12 protein-coding genes, 1 tRNA gene and 1 pseudogene are annotated in these 15,588 nt (G+C 64.8%); 5 read left to right on the top strand and 9 right to left on the bottom strand.

Annotated features, from left to right (window positions below; genetic code table 11):
• Position 1: 1 nt before the first annotated feature.
• From FZ033_RS04730 to rnhA, 7 genes are all read right to left on the bottom strand, one after another.
• Positions 2-1,255, bottom strand: a complete 1,254-nt coding sequence (locus FZ033_RS04730) for a restriction endonuclease subunit S (RefSeq protein ID WP_149574984.1) — start codon at positions 1,253-1,255, stop codon at positions 2-4.
• Positions 1,252-2,721 (bottom strand): class I SAM-dependent DNA methyltransferase, encoded by a 1,470-nt coding sequence (locus tag FZ033_RS04725; RefSeq protein ID WP_149574983.1) that lies wholly within the window; start codon positions 2,719-2,721, stop codon positions 1,252-1,254. Before FZ033_RS04725 ends, FZ033_RS04730 begins: the two co-directional genes overlap by 4 nt.
• Positions 2,721-6,122 carry a type I restriction-modification system endonuclease gene (gene hsdR, locus FZ033_RS04720; RefSeq protein WP_232847329.1) on the bottom strand — a complete coding sequence of 1,134 codons (3,402 nt, stop codon included), beginning with the start codon at positions 6,120-6,122 and terminating at the stop codon, positions 2,721-2,723. Before hsdR ends, FZ033_RS04725 begins: the two co-directional genes overlap by 1 nt.
• 35 nt (positions 6,123-6,157) lie before the next feature.
• A complete protein-coding gene (locus FZ033_RS04715; protein ID WP_149574982.1) occupies positions 6,158-6,925 on the bottom strand; it encodes an endonuclease/exonuclease/phosphatase family protein in 768 nt (255 codons plus the stop codon).
• A gap of 103 nt (positions 6,926-7,028) precedes the next feature.
• Complete coding sequence (locus FZ033_RS04710; RefSeq protein ID WP_149574981.1) at positions 7,029-7,643, bottom strand: recombinase family protein; 615 nt, start codon at positions 7,641-7,643, stop codon at positions 7,029-7,031.
• Positions 7,644-8,064: 421 nt separating this feature from the next.
• Positions 8,065-8,814 carry a ParB/RepB/Spo0J family partition protein gene (locus FZ033_RS04705; RefSeq protein WP_149574980.1) on the bottom strand — a complete coding sequence of 250 codons (750 nt, stop codon included), beginning with the start codon at positions 8,812-8,814 and terminating at the stop codon, positions 8,065-8,067.
• On the bottom strand, positions 8,811-9,317 hold the full coding sequence (rnhA, locus tag FZ033_RS04700; protein WP_149574979.1) for a ribonuclease HI: 507 nt from the start codon (positions 9,315-9,317) through the stop codon (positions 8,811-8,813). The genes FZ033_RS04705 and rnhA overlap by 4 nt, the downstream gene beginning before the upstream one ends.
• Before the next feature lie 547 nt (positions 9,318-9,864).
• Here rnhA and FZ033_RS04695 point away from each other — a divergent pair.
• Both FZ033_RS04695 and FZ033_RS04690 read left to right on the top strand, forming a co-directional pair.
• A complete protein-coding gene (locus tag FZ033_RS04695) occupies positions 9,865-10,122 on the top strand; it encodes a BrnT family toxin (protein ID WP_149574978.1) in 258 nt (85 codons plus the stop codon).
• A complete protein-coding gene (locus tag FZ033_RS04690; protein WP_149574977.1) occupies positions 10,109-10,426 on the top strand; it encodes a BrnA antitoxin family protein in 318 nt (105 codons plus the stop codon). The genes FZ033_RS04695 and FZ033_RS04690 overlap by 14 nt, the downstream gene beginning before the upstream one ends.
• A gap of 15 nt (positions 10,427-10,441) precedes the next feature.
• Here the strand turns inward: FZ033_RS04690 and FZ033_RS04685 are convergent, their stop codons facing one another.
• Positions 10,442-12,172: a DUF6538 domain-containing protein gene (locus FZ033_RS04685; RefSeq protein ID WP_149574976.1), complete on the bottom strand. Its 1,731-nt coding sequence runs from the start codon at positions 12,170-12,172 to the stop codon at positions 10,442-10,444.
• Between the two features lie 80 nt (positions 12,173-12,252).
• Positions 12,253-12,327: transfer RNA gene (locus FZ033_RS04680), tRNA-Thr, on the bottom strand.
• 276 nt (positions 12,328-12,603) lie between these two features.
• On the opposite strand from FZ033_RS04680, the gene FZ033_RS04675 reads away from it, so the two are divergent.
• The 3 genes and pseudogenes from FZ033_RS04675 to FZ033_RS04665 all read left to right on the top strand — a co-directional run bounded on the left by FZ033_RS04675 (position 12,604) and on the right by FZ033_RS04665 (position 15,584).
• Positions 12,604-13,770, top strand: a complete 1,167-nt coding sequence (locus FZ033_RS04675) for an ABC transporter ATP-binding protein (protein ID WP_149574975.1) — start codon at positions 12,604-12,606, stop codon at positions 13,768-13,770.
• 82 nt (positions 13,771-13,852) lie between these two features.
• Positions 13,853-14,770 carry an ABC transporter permease subunit gene (locus FZ033_RS04670; RefSeq protein ID WP_149574974.1) on the top strand — a complete coding sequence of 306 codons (918 nt, stop codon included), beginning with the start codon at positions 13,853-13,855 and terminating at the stop codon, positions 14,768-14,770.
• Positions 14,767-15,584: pseudogene (locus FZ033_RS04665) on the top strand (ABC transporter permease). Before FZ033_RS04670 ends, FZ033_RS04665 begins: the two are co-directional and overlap by 4 nt.
• Positions 15,585-15,588: the final 4 nt, after the last annotated feature.

The raw sequence follows: 15,588 nt of genomic DNA, 5'->3' as shown, positions 1-15,588 counted from the left end.
CTCACGCCTCCGCCGCCGGCCGCCGTCCGCGCCGGGCCTTGGGGGCCGTGCCGCGCTCGGTCCGGATGCGCTCCAGCAGCACGCTTGCCGGCTCGTCGGCTGGGTCCTGCGGCACCAGCTCGCCCCGGAAGGCCTTGGCGAGCAAGGCCTGATCCAGCCGATCGATGAGCTTGCGGGCGCTGGCAGCCTCGGCGGCGAGGCGATCGATCCAGTTAATCATAAGATGCGTCCGTCGAACGATCTCGCGTTGCTCAGAAAAATTAGGAAGATTTAAGGATAGGGAATTTAAAGTCGATTGATTGATATAAGGTTGTCCGCTGCCTCCAGCCAGCTGATTGAGATTAGCATTCCGGAAAAAAATAGCTGCATACTCCAAATCAACACTTTTGGAGATGGACCTAGCGTATATCGCGTTATCAGTTATCCATGCCGGCCCGGACGTGAGATGCACATTTCCGCATTGAGCCCCCACTCTGCCGATGACGAGTGTAGGAAAATCAATCAAAGGTTCGTTGTGGTAACCGCCTATTCCGTTGCCACCGATAACCGGCACAGATCCTTCAACCTGCTTCTTCGTGGGAAGGTTCTTTCCGCTTGACCAGACGAAATGGTCGGCGGGGCTTGTCGCCTCCCAGAATGTCGCGGCACCGCGCTGCATTCGCCACTCCCGCGTCAAATCCCCCCGGAAGGCGGCGGCGAGGATGGCCTGCTTGTACTTCTCGACGAGGCGGGGGATGTGGTCGAGGTGATCGCGGGCGCGTCTGGACTTGGCCGTCAGGCTGTCGATCTTCGCCACGATCCGCCGCTGTTCGGGGAGGGGCGGGAGGGGAAATGGATGAGCCAGGAATGGCCCCCGATTGATATGTTTCATCGTACTGCCGTGAAGGTGCTCCCCTTCCATCATCTCAGCAATGACGTGCCGTAGGCTGTGAAATAGAAAGCTCCTATCAACGACATCCTGATCCGGGATCACTTTGAAGATGTGTTGATTCAGTACGGCTTGTTCTCGATCCCACAGAAAGGCATCCAATGTCGCGGACCAGCTAACGAGGATATCCCCACGCTCGACAATGTAGCGCCTTTCAACTTTGCGAGATGTGCGATTTGGTGTCCGCGTGGGATCTGTGAGGTTCTGGATGCGAATGATAGGAAGGCCGACATCATCCCAATCCGTTGGTTTGAATGCCATTCCGTTTACATATTCACCGGTGTCGCCAACGGTCGCGGCCACCCACCCCTTCGGCAGCCCGTTCATTCCGCCGCCTCCGGCACCGCGGCCTCATCCTCCGGTTCCAGCTCTTCCGATAGCGCCTCGATCTCCTCCAGCGCCGCCTTCAGATGGCCGATGAGGGCGGCGGCGATGTCTTCCGGCTCGGTCAGGGCTTCCTCGGCCTCCGCCTCGGTGTCGCGCAGCCAGGAGATGTCGAGATTGTCATTGCGCTCGGCGATGGCGGCACGGGACAAGCAGCGCCAGCGGCCCTCCTCGCCTTCGTCCGTGCGCTTCGCCCCGCCATTGGGATCGTCCCCATAGGCGGCCTCGAAGGCGGCGAAGTCGGCGACGGTGAGGGGCCGGGTCTTGCCGAAGGCGGGCATGTTGGCCCGCATGTCATAGACCCACACGGCCTTGGTGTTGGCCTTTTCCTTCGTGCCGCGCCGGAAGAACAGCACGTTGGTCTTCACGCCCTGCGCATAGAAGATGCCGGTGGGCAGCCGCAAGATGGTGTGCAGGTCGCACAGGTCCATGAGCCATGAGCGCAGGCGCCGGCCGGTGTTGTCCTCGAACAGCACGTTGTCCGGCACCACCACGGCGGCGCGTCCGCCGGGGCGCAGGCCGCGAACGATGTGCTCCACGAAGGCGAGCTGCTTGTTGGAGCTGTCCGCCGTCACGGAAAAGTCGGTGCGGGTGGGCCGCCCACCGCCCTTCTTGGTGCCGAAGGGCGGATTGGTGAGGATGAGGTGCGCCTTCGGAAGCCCCTCGCCATCGGGGGAGAGGGTGTCCATGCTCTCCACCCCGCCCTCGATGCCATGCAGAAGCAGGTTCATGAGGCACAGACGGTGGGTGTCCGGCACCAGCTCGGCGCCGACGAAGGCGTTGTTGCGCTGGAAGAAGCCTTGCGCCTCCGTCAGCTCGAAGAGGTCGTCGGTGCGGTCCTTGATGTAGCGGTCGGCGGCGACGAGGAAACCCGCCGTGCCAGCCGCCGGGTCCTCCACGATCTCGCCCGGCTGCGGCTTCATCAGCCGCACGATGCAATCGATGAGGGGGCGGGGCGTGAAATATTGCCCGGCGCCGGATTTCTTGTCGGCGGCGTTCTTCTCCAGCAGGCCCTCATAGAGGGTGCCGAGCCCCTCCTCGCGGGCCGAGAACCAGTCCAGCAGGTCGATGCTGGAGGTGAGCGCCTTGAGGTTCGTGGGTTTGCGCAGCTTGGTCTGCGCATCGGTGAAGATGGCGCCGACCAGCTTGTCCGGCGCCTTGCCGAGGGCGAGCAGCATGGACTTGTAATAGTCGAGCTGCTCCATGCCCTCCTTCTTCGCGAGGAGGCTCCAGCGCCAGCCGTCCGGCAACCGTTCCTCGTGGCCGGTCTCCTCCAGCATCTTGAGGAACAGAAGGAAGGTCAGCTCGGTCACATACTCGTTGTAGGTGACGCCATCGTCGCGGAGCACATGGCATAGGCCCCAGAGCTTGGCCACGATATTGGCAGTGGGGGTCGAGGCGGTGGTCATCAGGCGCTCTTCTTCCACATCTCTTCGTTGATCCCCGCGAGGATGCTCTCAAGCTCCCCGCCAAACACCTTGTTCAAGCGACTGAAGCCGCCATGGGACGAGAATTGGCCGGTGTCGATGGCCTCGCGATCCACCACGACCTCCTTCTCGATCTGCTCGCCGATGCGCTTCAACCACGTCTTCTGCGGCTCCGTCCAGGCGCGACTCGCCAGGATGGTGCGCATCGCAGCTTTCACGCGCGTGGTGTAGGGCACCAGCGGGTCGCCGATGGCCGCCTGTCGCACGAAGCCGATGATGGAGGCGGCGATCTCCTCATTCTTCGCATCGGCCCAGGCGCGGCGCAGGTTCGCTTCCGAATAGCCCTTGCGGTCGAGGGCGAGGCGCAATTCCTTGAGGTCGGCGCGTGTGAGGTCTCGGGGGCGCTGCACCACCAGCTTCAGCGCAGCAATGGTGTTCATATTGTCGCGGACGAAGGCGGTGAAGCTGTCGAGGAAGTCCTCGGGTCGAGCGGCGGTGCCATAGCCGCGGGTGACGGCGACGACCTCATCGGCGTGGGTCGAGATGGGAATGAGCGATGGGGTGGCACCGTCCGCCTGCCAATCCAGGATGGGGCCGATGGCCGAACGATCCTTGAGCCATGCCGCGAGGGCGGGTGCATCCCCGTTCACGACGCGATCAAGCATCTGCTGCGGCGTCTCGCCGGCCACCGCCTCGAAGCGCTGCCGTGCTTCCTCGGGCATCTTTCTCAGCCGACGACGCAGCTTGACGGCGAACTGCTCCCGGATCGTTTCGCGCTGCGCGTCGTCGGTGGCGCCGAGCATCTCCGCGACGAGCTGGGCGAAGCTGATGGACGGATTGACCACCACGGGCTTCATGTCCGTGAGGTTCTGGAGGTGGGGATAGAGGTCCACCGCGTCGAAGATGCGGAACACCTCCTTGCTAATCTCGTCGCAGCGGCGCGTGGCCCGGCCGATCATCTGTTCATAGAGAATGCGGCTGTTCACCCGGCGCAGGAACACGAGGTTCACGATCTTGGGTACGTCGATGCCGGTGGTGAGCAGGTCCACCGTGACGGCGATCTTCGGATTGGCGTCGTTGCGGAACGAGCGGATGAGGTTCTGCACCTTGTCCACGCTGCCGGTGATCTTCTTCACGGTCACATCGTCGATCTCGCCATAGGCCTTCGCAAAGGCGGTCTTGATGGCGTTCACCACCATATCCGCATGGGCGTCGGTTGCGGCGAAGATCAGGGTCTTGCCTTCTAAGGCGGGATCGATGTGGCGAGCCAGCTCCTCGGCGACCACCCGGTTGAACTCCGGCGTGATGACCTGCTTGTTGAACTGCTCCACCTCGAACCGGATTTCGTCCGGGAGGGTGGCGGTGTCGACCTCGCCGGTCCGAGTGTTCAGAAGGTCGAGTTGCTCATCCCGCGCGAAGACAATGCCGTCCCGCGCCAGGGCGGTCTCGATGCGCACCGGGGGTTCATGGTCGATGAGGAAGCCATCGACGACCGCCTCGCGATAGGAATAGCGGAAGATCGGCTCGCCGAAGATATCCGTGGTGTGCAGGGCGGGCGTGGCGGTAAGGCCGATCTTCACCGCGTCGAAATATTCCAGCACCCGCCGATATTTGGAGATGTAGTCGGTTTCATCCCGGAAGCCGAGTTCAGGGTCGGACAGCTCACGATCGAGCAGGTAGCCGCGGTGACATTCGTCGATGACCATGAGGTCATACTGGTCGATGGGCGGCGCCTCGGACCCGTCCGCCGCATAGAGCACCCGCTTCACCAGCCCCTGGATGGTGCAGATGTGCACCTTCGTTTCCAGATCGGGTGTCACGTCGTCGAGGCCCTTCAGCCCGAAGATTTCCGCGAATGTCTTGCCCGACACGACCTTGGTGGTTGAGAACTCGCCCTCGGTCTGGTGCCCGAGCGCGGAGCGATCCACAACAAAGCAGATGCGGCGGAAGCGCTTGGCAGACAGCAGCCGATAGAGCAGCGCAATGGCGAGCTTGGTTTTGCCGGTCCCCGTCGCCATGGCCACCAGCATGGAGCGACGCTCGTTCGCCAGCGCCTCCTCCACCGCCCGGATGGCGCTTTCCTGATAGGGGCGGAGCGGGAAGCCGAAGACGAAGGGCTGTGCCTTGAGCGCCGCATCGGCCGCGTCCTTATCCACCTCCAGTTGGCCGGTGAGGCCCTGGGGCGTGGGCCAGTCCACCAAGGCTCGGCGGTGGTTCGCCCCTCGGCGCGTGTCGCGAAACCAGATGCCGCTCTCGGTCTCGATCTGCTTCAGGTAGGAGCGGCCGTTCGCCGCGAAGACGAAGGGGACGCGGTGCTCACCCCATGGTCCACCCGCATATGCGAAGTCGTCGCCGTTGCGGATGCCTATGGAATAGCGCTCCGATTGGTCGATGGCGCCCGAGACACTCTTGCGCTGGCGCTTGGCTTCCACCACCCCGATGAGGGTGGTGCCGACGAACAAGGCGTAGTCCGCCCGCCCGTTTGCGGTCGGCCATTCGGCGATGGCCATGTTGCGTCCATTTGCCGGACGAACGCCAGCGCTGTGGCGCAAGGCCTTCGTATCGGCCTCCCAGCCCCTGTCCCGAAGCTGCTGGTCAATAAGGGCGCGGGTCTCTGCCTCGTCCAGTTCAAGCCGGGCGGCGGCCTCTTCGCCGCGCTCCACAAGCTCCATTGCCTCTTGCCGCGGGGCGGCCTCGGCTTGCGACTGGAGGCTCGCCAGCTTTGCGGCGATCGCAGTCTTCTGTGCCTCCGTCTCCTGGGCGAGCTGCTCCCAGGCCGTCCTCTCCTCGGCTTCCCGCCTCAGCCGCTCATCCAGCGTCTCGCGGGCGCGGGCATGCTCTTCGGCCTCACGACGCGCGGCTGCGGCAACATCCTCGCTTTCCGCCACCCTGCGGCGTAGCGCCTCGATCTCGTCACGTAGAGGCGCCGAGGCATCTATCGGTTCTGGCGGTGGCAGAAAGGGGCCGGGATTGAAATTGGGCAGCCGCGCGTAGGTGCGGTGGAACCAGACGCCGAGCGACCGGGCGAGCTTCAACGCTGTCAACGCGTCCGCATGTCCACCTTTGGCCTCGTGCACGGCGGCGTTGCCGACCTTGCGCAAGGCGTGAAACACATCGGCAACCTCTTTGGGGATGACGCGATCGTAGGATAGGCGCCTCAGCGTCTCATCGAACGTCTCGCGTTCGCCGCGATAGGAGGCATGGCGGGCGGCGATGATCTTGGCCGTCAACTCGGCGAACTGGCGCAGCTTCACGATCGACGTGGAGGGGTCCTCGCGGAAATAGCGCTCCGCGAGTGCCCCCAGGGCCGACAGCTTGGCGTCATGCGCGTCGAGAAAGCCGAAGTTGACCGAGCCCATTCCCCCCTCGGCGGTCGCGACCATCCGCAGCCCAATCTCCCAGAACGTCCGAGGAATGTCTAACTCGATGGTTGTGCTGGGACGATGTCACACAGCGCATCGCTCCGCGCTTCTGCGGGGGCGATCATTGGGGACGGCGCGTGGGTGAAGTCCACCACGATGGGTGCATGGTCGCTGATCTTGGCTTGAGCGCTCTCCTCAAAGGTCCCGATTGCGACTCTCTCAATCCGAGCGGATGCCGGAAGAAATACGTAGTCGATGTGGAACCTTCGGTCCGCCTTCCTCCGGTAGTATAGCGTGGCCGCGCTCTCCTCTCCGTGCATTTCTCCCGTGTAGGCGTGCCACGCACTGGTCAGCCCATGTGCGTCCAACGCCGAGAGAACATCACAGAACCTCTTACCTCGTGGCTTGCGATAATCATAAGCTACGCTGTTATTGAAGTCGCCCGCGACGAGTGTAGGCGCGGACCGGATGAAGTCACCAAGCTGTGCTATGGCATTCAGAGTTGCAGCCCCATACCGATGAGGCGTCGACACTTGCACGGCGATAATCTGCACGGCGGCGATGCCATCGGTTGCCACCAGCGGCATGAACCACGGTTCGTTGACCGAAACAGGTGCACGGCTTATGCGCCAATCCCCGAAGGCGACAGCAGCCAATCCCGATCGCCCGACATTCCCGATCCAAGGTGCATCTGGAAAGAGCCCCGTTTCATGCAGGCTCTTCTCGTCGACTTCTTGCAAGATGGCGATGTCGGGCCGGAGGCGCCTGACGTGCTCTGACTTGCAGGCGAAGCCTTTGTCCATATTCCACGTGACGATCCGCACATCGCGCCCCTATCGGCTCTCACAGCAATCCCAAAAGGCTCTTCTTCCACAGCGCCGACAAAAAAACAGATGGGCAGAGGGACGCGAGGGAAATCCCCGGCCCTCACGCCCCGTCCTGCGTCTCACTGCCCACCACCCGCTGCACCGCCGACACGCCCACCCCCAGCGTCTTCGCCACCTTCAGCATCCCCATGCCCTGCGCCCGAAGCTCCTTGATCCGGGCCTCGGTCTCGGCGCCCACCGTGGGCCGGCCCAACTTCTTCCCCTCCGCCTTCGCCCGCGCCAGCCCGGCGTTCACGCGCTCCCGGATCATGGCCCGCTCGTATTCGGCGAACACGCCCATCATCTGGAACATGGCCCGGCCGGAGGGCGTCGAGGTGTCGAGGGCTTGCTGGTGCAGGTAGAGGTCGGCGCCACGGGCGTGAAGGTCGCCGAGGAAGGCCACGAGGTCCGCCATGGAGCGGCCCAGGCGGTCCACCGACCACGCGGCCACCATATCAACCTCGCGGCGGGTCACGGCCTTCAGCATGGCGTCGTAGCCGGGGCGCTGGTCGCGGCCCTTGGCACCGGAGATGCCGGCATCCTCGAACACGGCCACCACTTCCCAGCCGGCCTTCTCCGCCACGGCCTGAAGCTCGCGACGCTGGTTTTCGGTGGTTTGTTCGGAGGTGGAGACGCGCAGGTAGAGGGCGACGCGGCGAGCGATCTTGCGGGACACGGCAGGGCTCCGGGAAGCTGACGGTGTCCATACCGATAACAACTGTTTACGGAATGCGTCAAGCCAGCTGCGCAAACCCGCATGGGTGCAGGGGCGGGAAGACCGATTTCCGGGGAGGGTTTCGGTATAGGCCCACGGCCTTCTCCGAGGCGGCGTGAAGTCCTCCGAGACGGCGGCGGGCGGGAAGCGGTCCAGGCCGGCCCCCCGGGTGCCCCCACATGGCGCGAAGGGCGCCACGGGGGGAAACGCAGGAGCATTATCGGATCGATGGGGCTTCGGAAATTTCCGCCAATGTCTGCCGCTCGGTGCCGGCGCCGGACGCGAACACGGGGCGCGTCGCCCCAGGCCTTTGTCGCAGAAGGCCTTGCGGCCCCTTCTGGTGTCTTGAGGCGTTCATTTTGAACAGCACCCCCAGCGCCGTTCAGAAGTCGGGGCCGGCGTCGTCCAAGGGCTCCCAGGGCGCAGCCTCCGCAAGGCGCTTCTCCGCCTCCCGTAGGTGTTCCAGCAACGCCCGACGGTCCTCCGCCGAGAGCCGCCGGGCCTCCGCCACGGCCTGATCAAGGCTGGCCTTGGCTCGCGCGAGCGGCGAGACGGTGGGGATGTCCCGAGCGTCCCCGGTCTCTTCGGCGGGCTCGCCCCCGCCCATGGCCGCGAACACGGCCGGGAAATCCTGCCGCATCCAGTTCCTGACAGTGGTATGCTGCACATGATGGGCGAGGTCGGCGGCAATGTCACGGTAGGACTTGAACCGGACACCGTCCCGGTGATGACCGCTGCCCACATAGGCCCGGAACACCGAGCGTATTTCCCGAGGCTTGAGGGGCAGCCCGTGGGTCAGGTTCGCTCGCGCGGCTGCCCATCGCGCCGCCTCTTCACTCATGCCGCAGACGGTGGCTTCGACGAAGGTCTCGCCGTTGAGCTTGGTGGCCTCCAGACGATGCCAGCCGTCCACGAGATAGAGCGCCCCGTCGATGCGGGCGATGGAGACGGGGGGCATCCCGCCCCCGCTCCGCATGATGCCGGCATAGCTCCGCACGGTGGCATCATCGATCCGGACCCGCACCTGCCAGTCGGCGCGGGTGATGATGTCGGCGATGTCCACGCAGGTGGTGATGGGGGAGCCGGCGGCCTTCGCGGGAAGGCCATCGGAAGGGCAATGGGGGCGGGTCATCGCGCAGCGCTTACCACGCGGCCGAACGGTGCGGGAGCCTGAGGCGAGGCGACGGCCCGACGCAGCCTCAGCTTCGCCTTCTCCGCTTCGGCCCGTGCCAGACGATCGGCGGTCTCGTTCATGGCGTCGCCATCGTGGCCGCGCACCCAGCGCACTTGTGTGCAGGGCCGTGCCGCTTTCGCCGCGCCGAGCTCCTGCCAGAGGTCGGGATTGGCGACGGGCTTGCCCTGGGCCGTCTTCCAGCCGCGCCCCTGCCAGCCGGGCAGCCATGCAGTGAGGCCCTTCACCACATATTCGCTATCGCAGAACAGCACGGACGGAACGTCGGCGGGCAATGCCCTCAGCGCCGCGAGGGCGGCCGTCAGTTCCATGCGGTTGTTCGTGGTGTCGGGAGCGGAGCCGGTGAGGGAGCGGGCAGCGCCGTCGGTTTCGACGATCACCACTGCCCAGCCGCCGGGGCCGGGATTGCCGAGGCAGGAGCCATCTGCGTGGGCCGTGATCATGCGGCGCCTCCCACGGCCGGGAGAAGGGCTGCGACGCCATGTCGCGTGAGCAGCAGGAGGGCGGGGGGAAGGATGGCGATGATCATGCGGGAGGTGAGGGCTTGGCGGATGTTTCGGCCGAACGCGGCCGTGCCCCGCCGGGGAGCGGGGAGGATAGAAGAGGTCATGGTGTGTCCGATGTGAGGAGGGATAGGCCCCGGCCGCAGGGGTGCCGTCTGGGGACGCGACGGGTGCAGGTGTGGGGCGGGCGTGGGACCGGGCGAGCCATGCTGCGCGAACGGTCCAGTTTAGCCTAGGGTGAGACCTATTTCGGAGGCGCCTGGAGGCGTCAGAAATGGCCCTCCACCGGCCAAAAGCCCAAGAAAACAGGGGCCTATTGCGCGTCTCTGGTGCCTGTGGGCGCGGTCGCTAATGCCCTGTCGAGTGGGTAGATTGCGTCGCTTGAGGGCGGTTCGCCGGACGGGAAAGCAAGGGGGCGCCGCTGATCGCGCGGCTTATTGCCGTCATCACGCTTTACCGGTCTATGCAAATTGCATATACAATTTACATGATCATCACCTGGGATGAGCCCAAGCGCCTCGCGAACATCGACAAGCACGGCTTCGATTTCGCGGCGTTGGACGTGGAATTCTTCCTGTCCTCGGTGGTGGTCCCGGTCAAGCTTGGGCGCTCCATGGCGATCGGGCGTCTGGCGGATGGCACGGTGGCGGTAGTTTTTGCCCGTCTTGGTGCGGAAGGAGTCGCCATCATCAGCATGCGACGCGCCAGCGCGAAGGAACGGAGGGTGCTTGATGGCAAGCCGTAAGCGAAAGCAATTCGAGCCGGGCCACGGCTACACGCAGCCCGATTGGGATGCCGTGTCCGACGCGCCCGAAGCCACAGAGGCGGAGCTGGCGCAGGCCCGGCCGTTCGCCGAGGCCTTCCCAGACCTTGCCGAGGCAGCCCGCCGAGTCCGCGGCCCTCAGCGGACACCGACCAAGGTGCCTGTCTCGATCCGGCTCAGCCGCGATGTGGTGGAGTATTTCAAGGCTGGCGGCCCCGGTTGGCAGGCCCGGATAGACGATGCATTGCGACGGGCGGTGGCGGGCAAAGCCGGCGGCAAGCTGTGATGGGGTGTCGCGGGCTCAGTCCACCTTGAAGGCTGGGAGCTTGGATATCTCGCGATGGAGCGCGACAACCGACGCCTCGCCGTAGTGCTGTCCCGTATCCCGCTTGGTGTGCCCGACGACGAAGTAGCGAGCTTCCTCGCCCACGCCATGAGCCCTGCACAACGTCATGAACAGGTGCCGCCAGCCGTGGTTCGGCTGCACGTTCGGGTCCTTCACGCCGACGAGGCGAACCCACCCGGCGAGCCGCCCGGCTACCGTCTTCGAGGGATGGGCCTGGGCCTTGCCGCCGCGACGGGCTCTCGTCTCCCTATAAAACAGCGGGCCTTCGCCGCGCTCGCGGACGAACTCCAGAATGCCTTGCCGGATGAGGTCGGGGTGTAGTGGCACCGTCCTCGGCTTGTCCGTCTTCACGGCGCCAGCCTCCGGCGAGATGCGGAAGACCCACACCCCCTGCACCTCTTGGAAGTCCTGCCCCCGGAGCTGTGCCACCTCGCCGACGCGGGCACCGGAATAGGCGCAGATCCACGGCACCCACCGCCGAGCCGCCAGCGTCTCGCGCGTGTTGCGCCCCGGAGACGCGAAAGCCACAAGCGCCGCCTTCAGAATCGTGGTGGCCTCGGCGGTGAAGGAGCGATCCCGTGCGCGAGGGAGCGCCTTGCCTGCGGAGCGAATGCCCTGGGCCGGGTTGGTCGGAATGCGACGGTTCGCCTTGGCCCAGTTCAGGACGGTGTTGAGCGGGGTGAGATACTTGGCGTTGATCGTCTTGGGGGCCAGCTTGCCCGTGGCGACAAGCGCGTCCTTCCAAGCCACAACGTCCTCGGGTGTCACCGCCGCGGCGTCGTCGTGGGCCAAATGCTTCTCAAAGGCGCGAACCACTCGCTGGTGTTCGTACAGGGTCTTTGCTCTCGGTTGCCGCTCCCGCCCCCAAGCTTCCACGAGGGCGGAGAGAGAAACATCGGCCTTGCGGCGGGACGTGGCCCGCGGTGGTGGAGCAACGGAGGCGAGAGCAAAGGCCGGAAAGCGCTGGGCCGCAGGATCGGGAGAATAGTCCCCAGCTGCAGCTCGCTTCAGGCGCCATGCCGCATCCGTCGCGGCCTGTTCCACGGCATCCAACAAGCGGACACGGCTCAGGCCATCGGTCACGACGCCATGGGTCGCCAGCACCCAGTCGGCCAACCAGCCAAAACGGCTCTCCATTGCTTCCAGGCGATTCGTGGTGTCGCGGGGAAGGGAGTTGACGGAGCCCGTCAGGTCCGGGTGCCACGGCTCGGCGGCTGCAACGCTGCTGTCCACTTCCTCTGCCGACAGCCGGGGCGCAGTCGAGATACGCCCCTCACGGGCCGCGCGATTGAAGGCCTTCACCGCGGCCCACATTTCGGGAGGACCGGGGTTCTCCTCAAAGCGTTCCACGAACAGCCGATACACCTCGCCCGATAGTGCGATGATTTGGCGGTGGGAAAGGGGCCTAGGGCCGGAGCGTATCGCGTTCCACCGCGTCTCAAGCTGGGCAAGCGCGATGCCGTGGCGGGACTTGGCGACGGCCGGATTGCGGGTGCGCAACGAGAACTTCACTTCCCGCCCCGGCCTGACAAGGGCGACGTGTTCCGGTTCTCCGGCTTCGGCAGGGAAAGCCAGGGCAATGGTCAGCCCCTTCACTGCATCAACGATATCCGCAGGGACTCGGGCGCGGAAGGATAGGAATGAGGTGTCGGGGCGACGGACGGGACGGGGCATGCGAAGGGCCATTGTGTGCCGCTCCTGTGTACCAGTGAGCGACCCGAAAATCCCTAATTTTCAATAAGCTAAGGCCAGAGAACTCTTTGGGCTGGTGCTGCGAGAGAGGATTGAACTCTCGACCTCTCCCTTACCAAGGGAGTGCTCTACCACTGAGCTACCGCAGCGCGCCGGGTGGACCTGGGACTATCCCGAGAGGGACTGTTCCGCCGGCCCGGAAGGCGACGGGCATTGCCGTCGTCAGGCGGCTTCCTCTGCCACATGCGGGGGGGACGTGCAAGGGGGCGATGCATCATGAGGGGTGAAGATGTGACTTCTCCCCAGATGCAGACCGGTTGCACGTCTGAGCAACTGCGGCGATGCATTTTTGCGCGTGCACACGGCTTGAGCGTTTCCGTTTCCCCGGCTAGCCTCCATGTCACGAGGCCAGTTCGGGGGACGTGATGGCTGCGGATAAGGCGCGGAAGGAAACCATCGGCGCTGTCCGGCGCTCGTTCGCCCCGTGGACCGATCCCACCAAGACGCCGCTCATTCGCTTCGAGAATGTGGTGAAGCGCTTCGGCGACTTCACCGCGGTGGATCATGTGAGCCTCGACATCTACGAGCGCGAGTTCTTCGCCCTGCTCGGCCCCTCCGGCTGCGGCAAGACGACACTCATGCGCATGCTCGCCGGCTTCGAGGAGCCTTCCGAGGGCCGCCTCACCCTGGCGGGGGAGGACCTGGCCGGCGTGCCGCCCTACCGGCGGCCGGTGAACATGATGTTCCAGTCCTACGCCCTGTTCCCGCACATGAACGTGCAGGACAACATCGCCTTCGGCCTCAAGCAGGACAAGATGGGCAAGGGCGAGATCGACGCCCGCGTCGAGGAGATGTTGAAGCTGGTGAAGCTGGAGAAGTTCGCGAAGCGTAAGCCGCACCAGCTTTCCGGCGGCCAGCGCCAGCGCGTGGCCCTCGCCCGGTCGCTGGCCAAGCGCCCCAAGGTGCTGCTCCTGGACGAGCCGCTGGGCGCCCTCGACAAGAAGCTGCGCGAGGAAACCCAGTTCGAGCTGATGGACCTGCAGATGGACCTCGGCATGACCTTCCTGATCGTGACCCACGACCAGGAGGAGGCCATGACGGTGGCCGACCGAATCGCGGTGATGAACAACGGCGTGCTGGTGCAGGTGGCGCCGCCCTCGGTGATCTACGAGCAGCCGGCGTCCCGCTACGTGGCCGACTTCATCGGCGAGGTGAACCTCATCGAGGGCACGATCACCAAGGCCGAACATGACGAGACCCGCCTCTCCTCGCCGGTGACGCCGTTTCCGCTGGTGGTGACGCAGACCGTGGACCGCAAGGTCGGGGACACCGCCTGCCTCGCCATCCGCCCCGAGAAGCTGCGCATCGCGCTGGAGCCGCCGGCCGACCTCACCGAGAATGTCTTCGAGGGCGAAATCTGGGACATCGGCTATCTGGGTGATCTCTCCATCTATCATGTGGAACTGGCCTGCGGGCAGCGCATCAAGGTCTCGCAGCCCAACCTGTCGCGCATGGTGGCGCGGCCGATCTCGTGGGACGACAAGGTCTGGGTGACCTTCGCGCCCCATGCCGGCGTGGTGCTGACCGGCTAGGGCGGGCTCGCGCCTCGGATGTGAGGGACTTAAATCTATTATTCTGACCCGTTTCATCGGGCGGAAGCGCCGGGAGGCAACCATGGCGATGGCCGGGGAGAAGGGACGGGGCCGCTGGTTCGTGATCGCGGTGCCCTATCTGTGGCTCCTCGCGCTGTTCCTCGCGCCTTTCCTCATCGTGTTCAAGATCTCGCTGTCGCAGGACGTGGTGGCCCAGCCGCCCTATGCGCCGACCCTCGACCTGGCGCAGGGGTGGGCAGGCTTCAGGGAATTCCTGTCGGGCCTGTCCTTCGCGAATTATGCCTATGTGCTGGATTTTTCGAATGAATTTCTGGAGGCCTACGGCTCCAGCCTGATCATCGCCTCGATCTCCACCGTGCTTCTGCTGCTGGCGGGCTACCCCATCGCCTACGCCATGGCGCGGGCGCCGCGCTCCATCCAGCCGACGCTGCTGATGCTGGTGATCCTGCCGTTCTGGACCTCCTTCCTCATCCGCGTCTATGCGTGGATCGGCATCCTCTCGCAGGAAGGGCTGCTCAATCAGGCTCTTATGGCGCTGGGGGTGATCCACACGCCGCTGGAGATCCTCAACACCAACCTCGCGGTCTATATCGGCATCGTCTATTCCTACCTGCCCTTCATGGTGCTGCCGCTCTACGCGGCGCTGGAAAAGCTTGACCTGACGCTGCTCGAAGCCGCTGCCGATCTCGGCTGCCCGCCGGCGAAGGCATTCTGGACCATCACGTTTCCGCTCTCGCTACCGGGCGTGGCCGCGGGAGCGCTGCTGTGCTTCATCCCGGCGGTGGGCGAGTTCGTTATTCCCGACCTGTTGGGTGGCTCGGACACGCTCATGATCGGTAAGTCGCTGTGGACTGAGTTTACCGTGAACCGGTCCTGGACGGTTTCGTCCGCGGTGGCGGTGTTGCTGTTGCTCGTCTTGGTGATCCCCATCGTGATCTACCAGAACATCCAGCAGCGCGAGCTGGAGGCGGGGAAATGAAAAAGGGCCTCACCTGGTTCAACATCACCTCCATCGTGCTGGGCTTTGCCTTTCTCTACATCCCCATCCTTCTGCTGGTGATCTACTCATTCAATGATTCACGGCTCGTCACCGTGTGGGGCGGCTTTTCCACACGGTGGTACTGGTCGCTGCTGCAGAACGAGCAACTCATGGATGCGGCCTGGGTCACCCTGCGCATCGCTTTCTTCTCGTCGCTGGTGGCCACGGTGCTCGGCACCATGGCGGCGCTGACACTCACCCGCTATGGCCGCTTTCCCGGGCGCACCCTGTTCTCCGGCATGATCTACGCGCCGCTCGTCATGCCCGAGGTGATCACCGGCCTGTCCCTGCTGCTGCTGTTCGTGGCGGTGAATTTCGATCGCGGCTTCTGGACCGTGCTTTTGGCCCACATCACCTTCACCATGTGCTTCGTGGCGGTGGTGGTGCAGTCGCGCCTCGTCACCTTCGACCGCGCGCTGGAGGAGGCGGCCCTGGACCTCGGCTGCCCGCCGTTCAAGACCTTCTTCAAGATCACGTTGCCGCTGATCCTGCCGGCGGTGGTGTCCGGCTTTATGCTGGCCTTCACCCTGTCGCTGGATGACCTGGTCATCGCCAGCTTCACCACCGGGCCGGGGCGACCACGCTGCCCATGCGCATCTATTCGCAGGTGCGCCTGGGGGTGACGCCGGAGATCAATGCCGTCTGCACCATCCTCATCGCCATCGTGACGGTGGTGGTGATCATCGCGTCGGTCATGACCAAGCGGGCGGAGAGCCAGCGCCAGGCGGAAGAGCGTGCGGCCATGACGGGGTAGGTGC

It is taken from the genome of Xanthobacter oligotrophicus, from assembly GCF_008364685.1.
GTDB lineage: Bacteria > Pseudomonadota > Alphaproteobacteria > Rhizobiales > Xanthobacteraceae > Xanthobacter > Xanthobacter oligotrophicus.
The sequence above is the reverse complement of the archived record's forward strand: the minus strand, read 5'-3'. Positions and strand labels throughout refer to the sequence as shown.